The sequence below is a fragment of the Nocardia sp. NPDC004711 genome, assembly GCF_053601595.1.
Genome location: NZ_JBSGCB010000014.1, coordinates 1 through 14,945, shown reverse-complemented (window position 1 = coordinate 14,945; position 14,945 = coordinate 1). Strand labels below are relative to the sequence as shown.

The following is a 14,945-nucleotide window of genomic DNA, read 5'->3' as shown; positions in this document are numbered from 1 at the left end:
AATGACTGTGATCCGTCTTACTCTGGGTTCATCACAACGAGTTGACCAGCGGAAAGCAGGAAGTCGCGGTCGGTGAGCGCACCCGGCACGAATTCTGCGCAGGTCTCTCGTTCTCGATAGCCCGGGCCTCCGAGCGTCCCCGCAGCCGCGGGCACGCGACGGGTCGGTGCCGGGTACCCCTGTCGGACCCAGAACGCCGATCGCCGCCCCGGCGCGGTCGCGTCCAAAAGGAGATGCACTGTGGCACAAGCTGTTCGCTTCTACGAAACCGGCGGACCGGAGGTATTGCGGTGGGAGACAGCCGAAGTCGGCGAGCCCGGACCGGGCGAGGTCCGGATTCGGCACGAAGCGGTCGGCTTGAACTTCGCCGACACCTACTTCCGCACCGGCCTCTACCCGGCGGCGCTGCCGGCCGGCATGGGCGTCGAGGCGGCGGGCGTGATCGAGGCGGTCGGTCCGGACATCACCGATTTCCGGGCGGGTGACCGCGTGACCTACACCGGCAGCCCGCTCGGCGCCTACAGCACCGAACGCGTGATGCCCGCCGAGCACCTGATCCGGTTGCCGCAGGAGATCGCGTTCGAGACCGCCGCCTCCATGACCATGCGCGGACTCACCACCGCATACCTGCTGCGGCGCACTCACCCGCTGCGCGCCGGGGACACCGTGCTGCTGCACGCGGCCGCCGGCGGTGTCGGCTCGCTGTTCACCCAGTGGGCGAAGTTGCTGGGCGTCACCGTGATCGGGACGGTGTCGAGTGCGGAGAAGGCCGCGATCGCCCGTGCGAACGGCTGCGATCACGTCGTGCTCTACACCCGCGAGAACGTCGCCGAACGAGTCCGGGAGATCACCGACGGCAAGGGCGTGCCGGTGGTCTACGACAGCATCGGGAAGACCACCTATCAGTCGTCTCTGGATTCCTTGGCGCGGCGCGGCCTGCTCGTCTGCTTCGGCACCGCGTCGGGCCCGGTCCCCCCGATCGACGCCATGCAGTTGGCGGTGAAGGGTTCGCTGTTCGTGACGCGCCCCGCGCTCGCCGACTACATCGCCGACCCCGCCGAACGAGCCGAACTCGCGGGTGAGCTCTTCTCCCACGTCGCCGCGGGCCGCATTCGCGTCGACATCAATCAGCGCTACGTGCTGCCCGACGCGGAGCAGGCGCACCGCGACCTGGAGTCCGGTCGCAGCGTCGGCACCTCGGTCTTCGTGCTCTGAAACTCCGGCCGCCCGATGCCGCGGCTCACACCCCTTGGAGGACTGTCATGACAACCCTTACCCCGCTGGAGGATTCGACGTTGCGCTGGTCTATCGGCGTGACGCCGCTGACCTGCACTATCGGTGCCGAGCTGTCCGGCGTCGACTTGGCCGCGGCCGCGCACGATGCCGATCTTTTCGCCGAATTGCGCGCCTTGCTGCTCGAATACAAGGTCCTGTTCGTCCGCGATCAGGACATCAGCCGCGCCGACCACGTCGCGCTCGCCCGTCGCTTCGGCGAGCTGGAGGACCATCCGGTAGCCGGCAGCGACCCGGACCACCCGGGCCTGGTGCGCATCTACAAGGATCTGGACAGCGCGCCGGAACACTACGAGAACGCCTACCACTGCGACGCCACCTGGCGACAGCATCCGCCGATGGGTTCGGTGCTGCGCTGTGTGGAGGCGCCGCCCGTCGGTGGCGACACCATCTGGGTGAATATGGCCGAGGCGTACCGGCGTCTGCCCGACGAGGTGAAGAACCGTATCCGAGGCCTGCGCGCCCGGCACAGCATCGAGGCCAGCTTCGGCGCGGCCATGCCGCTGGAGCAGCGTCACGAACTGGCGCAACGCTTTCCGGACGCCGAGCACCCGGTGGTGCGCACACACCCGGAGACCGGCGAGCAGATCCTGTTCGTCAACGCCTTCACCACACACCTGGTCAATTACCACACCCCCGAGAACGTGCGCTTCGGCTTCGATTACGCGCCGGGCGCGGCGGAGTTGCTGCACTACCTGATGCGGCAGGCCGCGGTCCCCGAATACCAGGTGCGCTGGCGGTGGACCCCGAACAGCTTCGCCATCTGGGACAACCGGTCCACCCAGCATTACGCGGTCCAGGACTACTGGCCCGCGATCCGAAAGATGGAGCGCGCCGGGATCATCGGCGACCTCCCGTACTGACATCCCTTCCAGCCCACTCACATTGGAGTAAACCCATGCATTTCCACGACGATGCGCTGTTCCCGGAGGTCCAGGAGAAGCTGGTCATCACCGTCGCCCCCTACGGCCCCGAGTGGGAGCCCGACGACTTCCGCGAAGACCTGCCGCTGACCATGGACGAGCACGTCCAGCAGGCGGTCGACTGCTACAACGCGGGCGCCACCGTCCTGCACATCCACGTGCGGGAACTCGACGGCAAGGGCTCCAAGCGGCTCTCGAAGTTCAACGAGCTGCTGGGCCGGCTGCGAGAGGCGGTGCCGGACATGATCCTCCAGGTCGGCGGCTCCATCTCGTTCGCGCCGGAAGGTGATGGCGCCGACGCCAAATGGCTCTCCGACGACGCACGCCACATGCTCGCGGCGCTGGATCCCAAGCCGGATCAGGTCACCATCGCCATCAACACCAATCAGATGAACATCGTCGAGCTGATGACCGCCGACGACATCGCGGGCACCTCGTTCACCCGCCCGGAGGTGTACGAGGCCTACCGCGAGATGCACGTCCCGGCGGGACCGGGCTGGGTGGAGGAGCACCTGAAGCGATTGCAGGCGGCCGGAATTCAACCGCATTTCCAGCTCGCGAACATCGCACAGCTCGAGACGGTGGAACGGCTGATCCGCCGCGGCGTCTACACCGGCCCGCTCATGGTGACCTGGGTCGGCATCGGCGGCGGCTTCGACGGACCCAACCCCTACAACATGATGGAGTTCATCCGCCGGGTCCCCGACGGCGCGGTGCTGACCCTCGAGACGCTCATGCGCAGCGTGCTGCCGGTCAACACCATGGCCATCGCGATGGGTCTGCACGCGCGCTGCGGCAACGAGGACACCCTCTGGGGTCGCAAGGGCCAGAAGATGACCTCGGTGCAGCAGGTCGAGCAACTGGTGCGCATCGCCGGTGAGCTGGGTCGCGAGGTCGCCACCGGCAAGGAGGCGCGCGGGATCTACAAGCTCGACGAGCGCTACGCCGACGCGGACGCGACGCTCGCCAAGCTCGGCTTCGCGCCCAACCGCAAGCCGGGCCAGGTCGGCTTCACCCACCACGCCTGACCAGCTCGCACCGGGCCGCCTCTCGGGTCGCTGATCTGGCAGTGCCCGATTTCCGGGGGCACACGGCCGACGGTCGTGTGCCCCCGGTTCCCTCTCTAACTCCGGTGTGCACCACCGTCTCGCACACCGGATACGTAGGAGCACCAATGGAGTTGCACACTACCGCCGCCGGGACGGACGGCCAGCCGGCCGCCGCCCCGGCCACGGCGGTCGCACGGACCCGCCGGGCGTATCCGTGGCTCATCTTCGCGCTGGCCTTCGGTCTGCTGCTGGCCGACTACATGTCGCGCCAAGTCCTCAGCGCGGTCTTTCCCTTCCTGAAAACCGCATGGGGACTCTCGGATTCGCGGCTGGCCTCGCTCAGCAGCGTGGTCGCGCTGATGGTCGGTCTACTGACGTTGCCGCTCTCGCTGCTGGCCGACCGCTGGGGCCGGGTGCGCAGCCTGGTCCTGATGGCGGTGTTGTGGAGCGCGGCCACCCTGCTGTGCGCGGTGGCCGCCGACTACCCGCAGATGCTCGGTGCCCGCTTCCTCGTCGGCGTCGGTGAGGCCGCCTACGGCAGCGTCGGAATCGCCGTGGTGCTCAGCGTCTTCGCGCCCCGCATGCATGCCGCGCTGAGCGGCGCGTTCATGGCGGGCGGATCGTTCGGCTCGGTGCTGGGCGTGGCGTTCGGCGGGGTGATCGCCGTGCACTTCGGATGGCGCTGGTCGTTCGCTCTCATGGCGGTCTTCGGGCTGGTCCTGGCGGCGCTGTTCCGGGCGGCCGTCAGCGAGGAGAAGCTCGCCCGGCACGCCGCCGACCCGGCGCCGAGCCAGGAAAGTGGAGCGGGCCTGCGGATTCCGGTCTCGACACTGTTCACCAATCCGGCGGTCCTGTGCGCGTACGCGGGCAGTGCCCTGCAGATCTTCACCGCAGCGGTGCTGCTGTCGTGGATGCCGAGCTTCTTCGGCCGCTACTACGACCTGGCCCCGGACCGGGCGGGCGCGGTCGCCTCGGTGTTCGTGCTGCTCGTCGGCGCCGGAATGGTGGGCTGCGGGATGATCACCGACCGGGTCAGCCGCACCGACATGGCCCGCAAATGGACCGCGGCCATCGTGTTCTGCGCGATCGCCCTGGCCTGCCTCGCAATCGGTTTCGCCGTCGGCCACGGTCCGCTGCAGCTACTGCTGATCGGCGTCGGGGCGTTCTTCTCCGGCGGATCGTCGGGACCGGCCGCGGCCATGGTCGCCAACCTCACCCACCCCTCCGTCCAGGCTTCGGCCTTCGGCACCCTCACCCTCGCCAACAGTCTGCTCGGCCTGGCATTGGGCCCGTTCGTCGTCGGCGTCCTAGCCGATCACCTCGGATTGGCGAACGCGCTGCGGCTCGCGCCGCTGACCTATCTGCTCGCCATCGCCGCACTCGCGCTGGGCAAGCGGGCCTATCCCGCCGGGCTGCGCAGGCTCGCCGCGCTCGACTCCGGCCTGACGCATCGACCTTCGAAAGGACTTGCCGCACCCCATGAATGAGACCACCACACCGACCATTGTGATCGTGCCCGGGCTGCGCGACCACGTCCCCGACCACTGGCAGACCCGGCTCGCCGACCAGCTGGACCGGGTCCGCACGGTGCCGCCGCTGGAGCGGGACAAGCTCTCCTGCGCCGCCCGCGTCGCCGCCCTCGACGCGGTGCTCACCGAGATCGACGGGCCCGTCGTGCTCGTCGCCCACAGCGCCGGTGTCATGATCACGGTGCGATGGGCTCAGCAGTCCACCCGGCCCGTGCAGGGCGCGCTACTGGCCACGCCCCCGGATTTCGAGACCCCGCTACCGGACGGGTACCCCTCGCACGAGGAACTGGACGCCAACGGGTGGACGCCGATTCCCTGGCGGCGCTTGCCATTTCCCAGCATCGTCGCCGCCTCCACCAACGACCCGCTGGCCACCTACCGGCGTGTCTCCGGGATGGCGGAGGCGTGGGGGAGTCGACTGGTCGATCTCGGCGAGGTCGGCCACCTCAATCCCGCCTCGGGATACGGGGATTGGCCGCGCGCGGCCGAGCTGCTGCGAGAACTCGTCGAGGAGACGCCGCCGGTGGCGGCCGCACCGGAGGCCACCCGATGACGAAGGTCGCCGCGTCGGCCGCGGCCGCCGTCGCCGACATCACCTCGGGCTCCTCGCTCGCGGTAGGTGGATTCGGGCTGTGCGGTATCCCCGACGCACTCATCGACGCGCTCGCCGCCCGCGAGGTCACCGATCTCGAGGTGATATCCAACAATTGCGGCACCGATGCGCACGGCCTCGGAATTCTGCTGGCGGACAAGCGCATCCGTCGCATCATCGCCTCCTATGTGGGCGAGAACAGCGAGTTCGCCCGCCAGTACCTGGCCGGCGAACTGGAGGTCGAGCTGACCCCGCAGGGCACCCTTGCGGAGAAATTGCGGGCCGGCGGCGCGGGCATTCCGGCGTTCTTCACGCCGGCGGGGGTCGGTAGCCCGGTCGCCGATGGCGGGCTGCCGTGGCGGTATGCCGCGGACGGATCGGTCGCGGTGGCCTCGCCCGCCAAGGAAGTACGCACCTTCGGCGGCTGGGGTGAGCGGCGTTATGTGCTCGAAGAAGCGCTCACCGCCGACTTCGCGCTGGTGCACGCCCGCATCGGCGACACCGAGGGAAACCTGGTGTTCGAGAAGTCGGCCCGCAACTTCAACCCGCTGGCCGCCATGGCCGGACGCTGCTGCATCGCGCAGGTCGAGTACCTGGTTCCCGCGGGCGATCTCGATCCGGCGCGTATCCACCTGCCCGGCGTCTTCGTCGACCGGGTGGTGCACACCGGACCGCAGCTCAAACACATCGAGAAACGAACCGTCGCCCAGGAGCAGTCGACATGACCACGGCCACCACGAATCTGGGCTGGTCCCGCACCGAAATGGCCGCCCGGGCCGCCCGCGAACTCCGCCCGGGCGAATACGTCAATCTCGGCGTCGGGCTGCCGACCCTCATCCCGAACCATCTACCGGCCGGCGTTCGCGTCACCTTGCACTCCGAGAACGGAATCCTCGGCACCGGACCGTATCCGGCCGCGGCAGACATCGACGCCGATCTGATCAACGCAGGCAAGGAGACTGTCACCACCGTGGCGGGGGCGTCGTTCTTCGACTCGGCCACCAGCTTCGGCATGATCCGCGGCGGGCACATCGACACCGCTGTGCTCGGCGGGATGCAGGTCTCGTCCGCGGGCGATCTGGCGAACTGGATGGTCCCCGGCCACATGGTCAAAGGTATGGGCGGAGCAATGGATCTGGTGCACGGCGCCGGTCGCGTCCTGGTGCTCATGGAACACACCGACAAGACCGGAGCGCCGAAGATCGTGTCCCACTGCACGCTTCCGCTGACCGGCGAACGGGTGGTGCACCGCATCATCACCAACCTCGCCGTCATCGATGTCACTCCGGCCGGACTGATGCTGCGCGAATGCGCCCCCGGCATCATTGCGGCGCAGGTACGGGCCGCCACCGCCGCACCGCTGGCCGTCGCGTCCTGACGCATCGTCGAGTTCACCGAAACCCTACCGATGACCGCGAGCGGCAAGATCCTCAAAGCGAGCTCGTCGCGGCCCATACCGCCCCAGGGGCAACGGTTCTCGCGAACGACACAGCCTCCGGCGCCTGACCGCCGGATGCGGGGCCTATTACCCCCGCTAACCACGGGTGAGGACCGCAGTGCCGCGCCCGATTCCATCAATGATGATGAGGTACCCATGAAAATGAGGAAATCCGCGGTAGTCGCCGCGTTCGCAGCGACTGCAGTGGTCATTCCCGCCGCAACGGCCTACGCGGAACCGACCGCAGGCGACGAATCCGGCTCGGTGGCATACGAAGTCACCCGGCAGGGCGACTCCGCTGTTATTACCGTCAGCGACGGCACACTGCGCCGTCTCGACGAGCAACTGGTGCTCTTCGACCGGCACGACCGACCCGTCGCCGCGCTCCCATTGACCTACCGCATCGACGACACCGCCTACCCTGTCACCGCCCGACTCGACGGCTCGACCGCGACCCTCACACCGTCGAAGGCCAACCCGCAGCAGATCACTCGGGTCGACGCCCGCGACGTCGTGACCGTCGACCAAGCGGCAACCCAAGTGGCCGAATCCTTTACGCCACGTGACGCACAAGCCCTGGGTGCATTCGCGCAACGCGTCGCGATCGGTGCGGCCGTCAGCGCCGTGCTCGGTGCCGTGCTCGGCGCCGGTGTCGGCTGTCTGGTCGGCGGTGCCGCGGGCGCCGTCATCTCCAGCCCGGTCATCGCCTTGCTGGTGCCCTTCGTCGGCGCCACCGTCGCCGGATGCGTACTCGGCATGGCAACCCTCGGCGCGGTCGGTTCCATGGCCGGCATCGTCCTCGCCGGCGGACCCGTCACCCTCTTCTCGGCCATCCAGTACTTCTCCACCATCCTCACCCCCTGCCCACCCGAACTCCCGTACTGCAAGGATCCGGCCCAGCCTGCGCCACAGGCGAAATAGCCGATAGTGCTTATCCGTTCGCGCCGGAACTGCGGGCATCCAGTTCGGCGCGGGCGGTGGCGAACCACGCCTGGGTGCCGACCAAGCCGGCTTCGATGTCTTTCCGTGCGCCCTTGAAGCCGTAGAGATCGCCGGCGAATCGGGTCAGCACCGACCCCTCGTGCTCGTCGAGTTCCTCCAGCAGGTCGCCTTCCTCTAGCAGGTAGGCGACCCCGGCAACCTCGCCGCTCGTCCACACGGACCGGTAGTCGTCCCACCCGTTCCGCCTGACCGCAAGCGCCCGTTCGACCAGGTCTGCTCGCAGCGAATCTCTTTCAGCGTCGGTCGGCTGCCGAGTCTTGAGATGATCCCAGTTGATCCGTTCTGCGTCGGACACGTCGGATCCCGTCCTTCCTGGTCGGTTATGGGTGGTACTGCGCAAATGTATGCCGCAGCCCTGAGTGGCGGTTTCCGCTCAACGCGGTCGTCGAAATGCTCAGCCGACTTCCGGCTCCGAGCGCGACAGCAGGAGCGCGAGCGTGTTTGTGAGCCATCGCTCGTACGCCGCAGGCGTCCAGCCGGCATCGGTGACCAGGCTGTGATAGACGTCGTCCGTCATCAGTGAAACTGCGACGTCTGTGGCGTTGACGTCGAGATTTCTACCGGCATCGCGAATCTGCCCGATGACTGCGTCGATTTCGATGCGGTTGCGTCGCATAGCTTCGGTCCTGGCGTTAGCGATGTCGGCATCGATGCTGGCTCCGGAGTGAAGCAGGGTGAGGATGTCACCGCACCGCTCGCGGACTTGCCGGCTCCCTCTTGCCAGTGTCCGGATCAACTCCATGGGATCGTCGAGGTGCTCGGACTGGGCCCGCAGGTCGATCAACCCCGCTTCTTCCTCGAGCAGGTCGATGAGTCCCCGCAACACTCCGGCCTTGGAGCCGAAGTGCGAGTAGATCGTCTGCGGTGCTACCCCGGCCTCGCGGGCGATGCTCCGAATCGACGTACCCGTGTATCCGCTCTCGGCGAAGAGCCGGCGTGCGGTGGTCAGGATGATCCGCAGCGTCAGTTGCTCACGTCGATCACGCAAGCGGATCACGCTGGATTGCTCCGCCGACATCTACTCCTCCTGTCAACAACCTCACCTCGCCAGTCAGCGTATCGAGCCCCTCGTCGTCGACTTGCTCGTACTACATCGAGTGTAGGAGAGCATCGGACTACCTACTAGACCACTGTTCCATTTAACGATCATCTGTTCTAGTGTGGTGGTCGTCATGATGGCCGACCGGCCGACAGGATCGGGCAGGGTGCCCAAAGGTGGCCAGCGCCGAACACTCCGACAAGGATCTCGATGAAACAGCTCTACTACGCGGCGACCCTCTATACCGTGCTCGGACTGGTGTCCGGGTTGTTCTATCGCGATTTCACCAAGTCCCACAATTTCACCGGGAAGACCGAGCTTGCGATCACGCATACGCACCTCCTGTCGCTCGGCACGCTGTTTTTTCTCATTGTCTTGGCCCTGGAAAAGCAGTTCGCACTTTCTTCACAGCGGCTATACGGATGGTTCTTCTGGACGTACAACGCAGGTGTCCTCTGGTCGGTGGCCTGCATGACGATGATCGGCATTCGGACCGTGCTGGGCCACTCCGAGAGTGACTTGCCAGCCCATCTGGCCGGAGGTGGACACATCCTCCTGACCGTTGGGTTCGCGCTGTTCTTCGCCTGCCTGTATCGGCCGGTGACGGCCCGTCAGGAAGAACCCGTCCAGGTATGACGGATCGGCATCTCAAGATTTACGAATCAAGGTAGAAACGAAAGGATGAAACAATAATTCAATTCAAGGCACTGGATCCCGCGGTCCCACTCCCCGTGCAGCTGCAGGAAACCACCGGTCCGATCACCGTAATCAACATTTTTGCCGTCCCGGCCGAGTTGGCTGATGACTTCTTGAAGATCTGGGCCGCGGACGCTTCCTTCATGAAGTGGGAGCCGGGCTTCGTCTCCACTCAAATGAACCGCGGAATCGGCGGCAGCCAGCTGTTTGCCAATGTTGCAGTGTGGGAATCCTCCGCAGCACTGTTGGCGGCTTTGTCCAACCCAGAGTTCCAGCAGGGGGCAGCGAAGTATCCCGACGGGATCGTTACCTACCCAACTGCATTCCAGAAGATCGCCGTCGAGGGGATCTGTGGCGCTTGACAATCGCGCCTGACACTGCCGGGGCGGGCCCAAGACGGGGTCCGCCCCAGCAGTGTCAGGCGCGGAAGGCCACGTCCGCGGTCGTTGCGTCGATGTCGGACCCCTGTCCGGAATTTGGTTGAGAATCCGCCACTTTGGGTGAGACCTGGCAACCACATCTCGTGAGAGTTGTGAGTTCTCAGCCGACCTGGCGGAGAGCGAGCCTCTGACCTGCGGTCGGCCAGCCGCGATGGGGCGGCTGCCGGTGGGTGTTGCTCAGACTGAGTGGCGGTTTCCGCGGCGTCGGCGTTGAACGCAGTCGTCGCGATTCGGCGGCCGTGAACTGGGACCGGGATTCGGGTGCGGGGCGTTGTCGGTGCGGGATGTCGGGACCTGCTGACAGAGTGTGCGGCGAAGTGCAACCGGCCAATTCGAGGGAGATCTGTGCAGCGTGGGAAAACGGGTTCTGGTGACCGGCTCGCGGTCGTGGAGGGACCGGCGCATCATTCGGGATGCGTTGGCAGAGGTGTGGGATCTGGATGCCGTTCTGGTGTCGGGGGCTTGTCCGACCGGTGCTGATGCGCTGTGCGAGGCGTGCTGGACTCATTGGGGTGGGCAGGTTGAACGGATTCCGGCGGATTGGAAGCAGTTCGGTCGCCGCGCGGGCTTCCAGCGGAATGCAGAGATGGTGAAGTTGGGCGCCGATGTATGCCTGGCCTTCATTCACGACGGTTCAGCCGGTGCCAGTCATACCGCCGATTTGGCGCAACGAGCCGGCATCCCGACGCGCATCTTCCGGTCCGGGATCATGCCCGAGCGCTGACGGGGTCGGCGGGTCGCGAGCGTCTGACCTGCGGTCCGCCACGACCCCAGACCCTCGATGCCGCTGCAGATCAACATCAGGTCGCGATACTGGGTATCGAAGCGAACCCCGAGCCAGCTTCGGCCGCAACCAGTTCGGCTTCCGACGTCGGCGCGCCCGACGTCGCCCCGGATTGCCACCGCCCGAGCGACAAGATCAGGGATCGTCACAATTCGGACGTTACCAGCACAAACCGCCACCCAGCCTGGGCGGTACCCACCAGCAACCATCCAATCGGATCCGTGTTCGGCCGCGCGCTCGTTCGCCGGCACTGAGCCGTCAACTCCGTGGCCTTGGCCTTCTCACGCGCGTGGATCGGCTGTGCGGGATCGTCTTCCGGGCGAGGTCTCGAACCTTCCGCCGCGTCCGCCGGCGGGCCGGTTTCGACCTCGACGATGTGACGCTGCCACGCCAAACTCGCCACGCTTTCGCCAGATGGGTTGAGAATCCGCCACTTTAGGTGAGACCCGACAGAAGTGGTACGAGCGTACATGCGTGCCCAGTTTTTCAGAGGTTTCGTTGCATTTCCGTAGCGTGTGGGCCAACCAAACGTAAACGAAACGGAATCAAGCGTTTTCAGGGGGAGTGGCGATTCTGACCTCCGATAAGGTTCACTTATCGGGGGTCAGAACGGCTCGGTTTGGTTTGGGGTACTTCAGGTTTCGTTACGTGTTGTTCCGTTGGATTTGACGAAACCAACGCTACGATTCCCGTTGTGTCGAGCATCTGCAACTACCCCGGCTGCACCAAACCAATTACGCGTGGCGGAGGGCCGGGGCGTCCGTCGGAATACTGTGATCACCCGGAGCACACCCGCTGGCGGGCCTGGCGAGAGCGGCAACGGCAGCAACAGGCCGAGGGGGAGACGCCCCCGGCGAATGTCACTGTGACGCAACGGGGGCCGGTGACCGTGGCTCGGCTGCGGGCCGATGAGCTGCTCGGACAGTTCCGTGCGATCGCCGAACAGCTTGGGACGACGCTCAATACCGCCGTGGCGGAGTTGTCCACGCTGGCCGATCCGGCCGTCGCGGAAGCGCAGGTCCAGGCCGTGCAGGCGGATGCGGCACGGCGGATCGCGGAGGCGGAGATGGCCACCGTCGCGGCCGAGCAGGCGCGGCGGGAGGCCGAAGAGGCGCGGGCGGCAGCCGAATCGGCGGCCGAGGACGCGGCGCTGGCCGCGGAGGAGGCCGAGAGCCGGATCGCGGAGGCACTCGCCGCGCGGGACGACGCGCTGAAGGAAGTCGAGCGGGTCACGAAGCAGGCGGCCGACGATGTGTTCGCCGCGCGGGCGGAGGCCGAGGCCGAGATCCGCACCATCCGGCGAGAATCCGCCGAGGACACCGAGCGGGCGCGCCAGCAGGCCGGCGAGGACATCGAGCTGGCCCGCTCGAAGGCGGCGGCCGAGATCGAGCAGGTGCGCCGGGACGCCACCCAGCGGATCACCGCGGCGGGCGCGGAACGCGATCTCGCCGTGCAGCGTGCCGCCGATGCCGAGCGCACCATTGAACGGGCCGAAGCCGCTGTGGCCGAACGCAATCAGGTGGTCGCCGACACCCGGGACGAACTGAAGGGGGCCCGCGCCGAGCTCGATCGGTCGCGGACGGAACTCACCGAGGTGCGCCGGCAGGCCGCCGCCGACCTGGCCGCGGTGCGGACGGAATCGGCGGCCGCCGTCGACAAGACACGGCAGGAGGCCGCCGAACGGCTCGCCGCCCTGGACGATGCCCGTACCCAGACCCTGGCGCGTGCCGAACGCGCCGAAAAGCAGCTGGATGCCCTGCTCGCGCAACGTGATCCGGCCTCGGCGGCGAAGCCATGAGAGTAGAGTCGGCACTCAATCGATAAATCGCAGGTACCTGATCGATAAGTGGCCCACGGAAATAGGGGCACCGAGCACGATGGCGTCCGGTTGCCGGAGCCCTTAGGGTCGAGCGGGGGGTGTTAATGCCCCTGGATTCAAGGTTGCCGGTTCGGTTCTGGATCGGCGAAAGATGCTCGTGCAGCGGATGAGTCGGGGTTGGGGCTGCACCCTCAGGAGGAATCGATGTCCGCTCTGGCGGAATGGCGTGGTCGGTCGCGCCCGCAAACGGCCACGCGTATCGCGGTGCTGATGATGACACCGGTGGTCGCGCTGGTGGCGGGTTGCTCGAGTGACTCGGGAAAATCGACCGCGACCGCGACGACGGTCAAGCCGTCGGCCAGTGTGACGAGCACGGTGGCGGTCTCGACTACTTCTGGTGCGCCCGTGGCGAGTCCGGGTGCGGGCCAGCCGGTCGGGGGTAGTCCCGTGGCGGGCTCGCCGGGCGGCGTGGCGCCGCAGCAGCAGCCCCCGGGCGAGTCGCCCGATACCCCGCCCGTGTCCGACTCGCCCCCCGGCGGAGCCCCCGCGCCTGACGGTTACGTCAAGTGCACCGACAAGATCAACTATGTCGGTGACCCGCGTAGCAATGCCGAGATCAACCGTCTCGGTGAGATACTCGGCCATTGCCCCGATCCGGTTTCGGCGTCCATAATCCCGACGCCGACCACCACGGTCGCCCCGACCACCACCGCCACCACCACGGATCCGGGAACCGCCGCACCGGTCACGACCACGACGACCGCGCCCCAAACAACCACTCCCACACCGACAACCACCGCCGCGGTGCCCACGACCGCGGCCGCCGCGGGCGCTACGCAATAGGCACGATCCGTCGTTCGGAGCGGCTGGCGGTGTTGCGTGGATGGCGCAGGATTTCCTGGTGGATAGCGGTATCGTCGATGAGGAAAGAGGGGTGTGACACTTGAACATCAACGCCATGCGAGCGCGGCAGTCCCGGCCGAGCGTGGCACGCGTATACAGCTACGTACTCGGCGGGCGCGACAACTACGGTGTCGACAAGGATGTCGGTGACTACTTCATCGAGGACCTACCCGGATCCGAGCGGTTGGCCATCACGAATCGGGAGGCTGTGCTGCGGGCCGTGAAGGCCATGGCGGCGGCCGGAATTCGCCAGATCATCGATATGGGTTGCGGCCTGCCTGCCCGCGTCAATGTGCACGAGGTGGTGCGGCAGGTGTATCCGGACGCCCGCGTCGTGTATGTGGACGACGACCCGTTCGTGGCTTCTCACGGCCGGGCCCTGCTCGCCGTGGATGACGGAATCGTGGTGCTGGAAGCGGATATTCGTGATCCGGACAGCATTCAGAAGCATGCCGAAGTACAGCGTCTGATCAACTTCGACGAGCCGGTGGGCATCCTGTTCGGGATCACCCTCAGCTTCGTCAATGACGAAGAGGATCCGGCCGGCGTGGTTCGGTACTGGTCGGATCGCTTCCCTTCCGGTAGCCGGGTCTATATCTCACACTTCCGTTCCGGCGCCACCCGCGAGGCCGTGGCGACCGCGAACAAGATCGTGGAAGCGTTCGGTCGCGGTCGTTTCCGCACCGAACCGGAGATCGAGTTCCTCTTCGGTGCACTGACACTGGAGGAGGACGGCCTGCGCCCATGCGCCCAGTGGCGTCCCGATCCATCGGAGCCCGACGCCGCCAACCCTGAGCTGACAGTCTGGGAACAGCTGGTGGTCGGAGGTATGGCCCGCAAACCGTAACCCTGTCACGCAAATGCGGTGTTGCCGGCCGAATCCCGGTCGGCAACACCGCATTTGCGCGTCAGCGCGGAGTGCGCCACATCGGCCACAGCGGTGGACCGCCGCGGGTCGCATCGAGGGTGCCGGTGACGTCGAAGCCGAAGCGTTCGTAGTACGGGACATTCTGAGGTTTGCTGGATTCGAGGTAGGCGGGGATGCCCTCGGCGTCGCACCGCTCGAGGCGGGACCCCATCAGCGCCTGGCCGTACCCCTGACCTCGGACGCCGGGCAGCGAGCCGATGACGGCGAGATACCAGTGCGGTTCGCGAGGATGGGCAGCCGCCATGCGGTCGGCGAGCCTGCCGGCCATGAGCAGGCGGTGTCGGAAGGCGTAGGCGAGGCCCGGCAGTTGGGGTGGCATCGCGGTGTCGGCGACGTGCCAGTGGCCGGGCGGGGCCCAGAGTGCCACGCCGACTATGGAATTCGCGTCATTGCAGGCCACCTCGACACCGCCTAGTACTGCAACTGCACTCGCGTGATTCGTTGCTGGTAGACCTGTCGGGTGGTGTTGGATCATGCTGTGGCCGAACTGGATTCGTTGATCGCGAGGAT

General features: G+C 66.7%; 16 protein-coding genes and 1 pseudogene. 14 read left to right on the top strand and 3 right to left on the bottom strand.

Annotated features, from left to right (window positions below; all coding sequences use genetic code 11):
• Positions 1–240 precede the first annotated feature (240 nt).
• The 8 genes from ACWEKS_RS15850 (at position 241) to ACWEKS_RS15815 (ending at position 7,745) form a co-directional block, all read left to right on the top strand.
• The gene (locus tag ACWEKS_RS15850; protein ID WP_452340755.1) at positions 241–1,215 is read left to right on the top strand and encodes a quinone oxidoreductase family protein; all 975 of its coding nucleotides are present in this window, start codon (positions 241–243) and stop codon (positions 1,213–1,215) included.
• A gap of 47 nt (positions 1,216–1,262) precedes the next feature.
• Positions 1,263–2,156: a TauD/TfdA dioxygenase family protein gene (locus ACWEKS_RS15845; protein WP_452340754.1), complete on the top strand. Its 894-nt coding sequence runs from the start codon at positions 1,263–1,265 to the stop codon at positions 2,154–2,156.
• 35 nt (positions 2,157–2,191) lie between these two features.
• Complete coding sequence (locus ACWEKS_RS15840) at positions 2,192–3,244, top strand: 3-keto-5-aminohexanoate cleavage protein (RefSeq protein ID WP_452340753.1); 1,053 nt, start codon at positions 2,192–2,194, stop codon at positions 3,242–3,244.
• Positions 3,245–3,390: 146 nt separating this feature from the next.
• Entirely contained in the window at positions 3,391–4,752 is a 1,362-nt protein-coding gene (locus ACWEKS_RS15835) for an MFS transporter (RefSeq protein ID WP_452340752.1), read from the top strand.
• Positions 4,745–5,347, top strand: a complete 603-nt coding sequence (locus ACWEKS_RS15830) for an RBBP9/YdeN family alpha/beta hydrolase (protein ID WP_452340751.1) — start codon at positions 4,745–4,747, stop codon at positions 5,345–5,347. Before ACWEKS_RS15835 ends, ACWEKS_RS15830 begins: the two co-directional genes overlap by 8 nt.
• A complete protein-coding gene (locus ACWEKS_RS15825; RefSeq protein WP_452340750.1) occupies positions 5,344–6,111 on the top strand; it encodes a CoA transferase subunit A in 768 nt (255 codons plus the stop codon). The genes ACWEKS_RS15830 and ACWEKS_RS15825 overlap by 4 nt, the downstream gene beginning before the upstream one ends.
• Positions 6,108–6,764, top strand: coding sequence for a 3-oxoacid CoA-transferase subunit B (locus tag ACWEKS_RS15820; protein WP_452340749.1), 657 nt, complete (start codon positions 6,108–6,110; stop codon positions 6,762–6,764). Before ACWEKS_RS15825 ends, ACWEKS_RS15820 begins: the two co-directional genes overlap by 4 nt.
• Before the next feature lie 222 nt (positions 6,765–6,986).
• A complete protein-coding gene (locus ACWEKS_RS15815; RefSeq protein ID WP_452340748.1) occupies positions 6,987–7,745 on the top strand; it encodes a hypothetical protein in 759 nt (252 codons plus the stop codon).
• 10 nt (positions 7,746–7,755) lie between these two features.
• On the opposite strand, the gene ACWEKS_RS15810 is transcribed toward ACWEKS_RS15815, so the two are convergent.
• Both ACWEKS_RS15810 and ACWEKS_RS15805 read right to left on the bottom strand, forming a co-directional pair.
• A complete protein-coding gene (locus ACWEKS_RS15810) occupies positions 7,756–8,121 on the bottom strand; it encodes a hypothetical protein (protein ID WP_452340747.1) in 366 nt (121 codons plus the stop codon).
• Between the two features lie 99 nt (positions 8,122–8,220).
• Positions 8,221–8,844, bottom strand: a complete 624-nt coding sequence (locus ACWEKS_RS15805; protein ID WP_452340746.1) for a TetR/AcrR family transcriptional regulator — start codon at positions 8,842–8,844, stop codon at positions 8,221–8,223.
• A 231-nt stretch (positions 8,845–9,075) separates the two neighbouring features.
• On the opposite strand from ACWEKS_RS15805, the gene ACWEKS_RS15800 reads away from it, so the two are divergent.
• From ACWEKS_RS15800 to ACWEKS_RS15775, 6 genes are all read left to right on the top strand, one after another.
• A complete protein-coding gene (locus ACWEKS_RS15800) occupies positions 9,076–9,501 on the top strand; it encodes a DUF2871 domain-containing protein (protein WP_452340745.1) in 426 nt (141 codons plus the stop codon).
• A gap of 95 nt (positions 9,502–9,596) precedes the next feature.
• Positions 9,597–9,923: an antibiotic biosynthesis monooxygenase family protein gene (locus tag ACWEKS_RS15795; RefSeq protein ID WP_452340744.1), complete on the top strand. Its 327-nt coding sequence runs from the start codon at positions 9,597–9,599 to the stop codon at positions 9,921–9,923.
• 430 nt (positions 9,924–10,353) lie between these two features.
• A complete protein-coding gene (locus ACWEKS_RS15790; protein ID WP_452340743.1) occupies positions 10,354–10,725 on the top strand; it encodes an SLOG family protein in 372 nt (123 codons plus the stop codon).
• Positions 10,726–11,668: 943 nt separating this feature from the next.
• Entirely contained in the window at positions 11,669–12,583 is a 915-nt protein-coding gene (locus ACWEKS_RS15785; RefSeq protein ID WP_452340742.1) for a hypothetical protein, read from the top strand.
• A gap of 225 nt (positions 12,584–12,808) precedes the next feature.
• Positions 12,809–13,447, top strand: coding sequence for a hypothetical protein (locus ACWEKS_RS15780; protein WP_452340741.1), 639 nt, complete (start codon positions 12,809–12,811; stop codon positions 13,445–13,447).
• A gap of 115 nt (positions 13,448–13,562) precedes the next feature.
• Positions 13,563–14,354 carry an SAM-dependent methyltransferase gene (locus ACWEKS_RS15775; protein ID WP_452340740.1) on the top strand — a complete coding sequence of 264 codons (792 nt, stop codon included), beginning with the start codon at positions 13,563–13,565 and terminating at the stop codon, positions 14,352–14,354.
• Positions 14,355–14,415: 61 nt separating this feature from the next.
• On the opposite strand, the pseudogene ACWEKS_RS15770 reads toward ACWEKS_RS15775, so the two are convergent.
• Positions 14,416–14,673 (bottom strand): annotated as a pseudogene (locus tag ACWEKS_RS15770) (GNAT family N-acetyltransferase); the annotation flags it as partial.
• Between the last annotated feature and the right edge of the window lie 272 nt (positions 14,674–14,945).

Excerpts from the sequence above, each read along its gene's own strand:
- ACWEKS_RS15845 (WP_452340754.1), top strand. The coding sequence starts at position 1,263 with ATGACAACCCTTACCCCGCTGGAGGATTCGACGTTGCGCTGGTCTATC.
- ACWEKS_RS15840 (WP_452340753.1), top strand. The coding sequence starts at position 2,192 with ATGCATTTCCACGACGATGCGCTGTTCCCGGAGGTCCAGGAGAAGCTG.
- ACWEKS_RS15835 (WP_452340752.1), top strand. The coding sequence starts at position 3,391 with ATGGAGTTGCACACTACCGCCGCCGGGACGGACGGCCAGCCGGCCGCC.
- ACWEKS_RS15830 (WP_452340751.1), top strand. The coding sequence starts at position 4,745 with ATGAATGAGACCACCACACCGACCATTGTGATCGTGCCCGGGCTGCGC.
- ACWEKS_RS15825 (WP_452340750.1), top strand. The coding sequence starts at position 5,344 with ATGACGAAGGTCGCCGCGTCGGCCGCGGCCGCCGTCGCCGACATCACC.
- ACWEKS_RS15820 (WP_452340749.1), top strand. The coding sequence starts at position 6,108 with ATGACCACGGCCACCACGAATCTGGGCTGGTCCCGCACCGAAATGGCC.
- ACWEKS_RS15815 (WP_452340748.1), top strand. The coding sequence starts at position 6,987 with ATGAGGAAATCCGCGGTAGTCGCCGCGTTCGCAGCGACTGCAGTGGTC.
- ACWEKS_RS15805 (WP_452340746.1), bottom strand. The coding sequence starts at position 8,844 with ATGTCGGCGGAGCAATCCAGCGTGATCCGCTTGCGTGATCGACGTGAG.
- ACWEKS_RS15800 (WP_452340745.1), top strand. The coding sequence starts at position 9,076 with ATGAAACAGCTCTACTACGCGGCGACCCTCTATACCGTGCTCGGACTG.
- ACWEKS_RS15780 (WP_452340741.1), top strand. The coding sequence starts at position 12,809 with ATGTCCGCTCTGGCGGAATGGCGTGGTCGGTCGCGCCCGCAAACGGCC.
- ACWEKS_RS15775 (WP_452340740.1), top strand. The coding sequence starts at position 13,563 with ATGCGAGCGCGGCAGTCCCGGCCGAGCGTGGCACGCGTATACAGCTAC.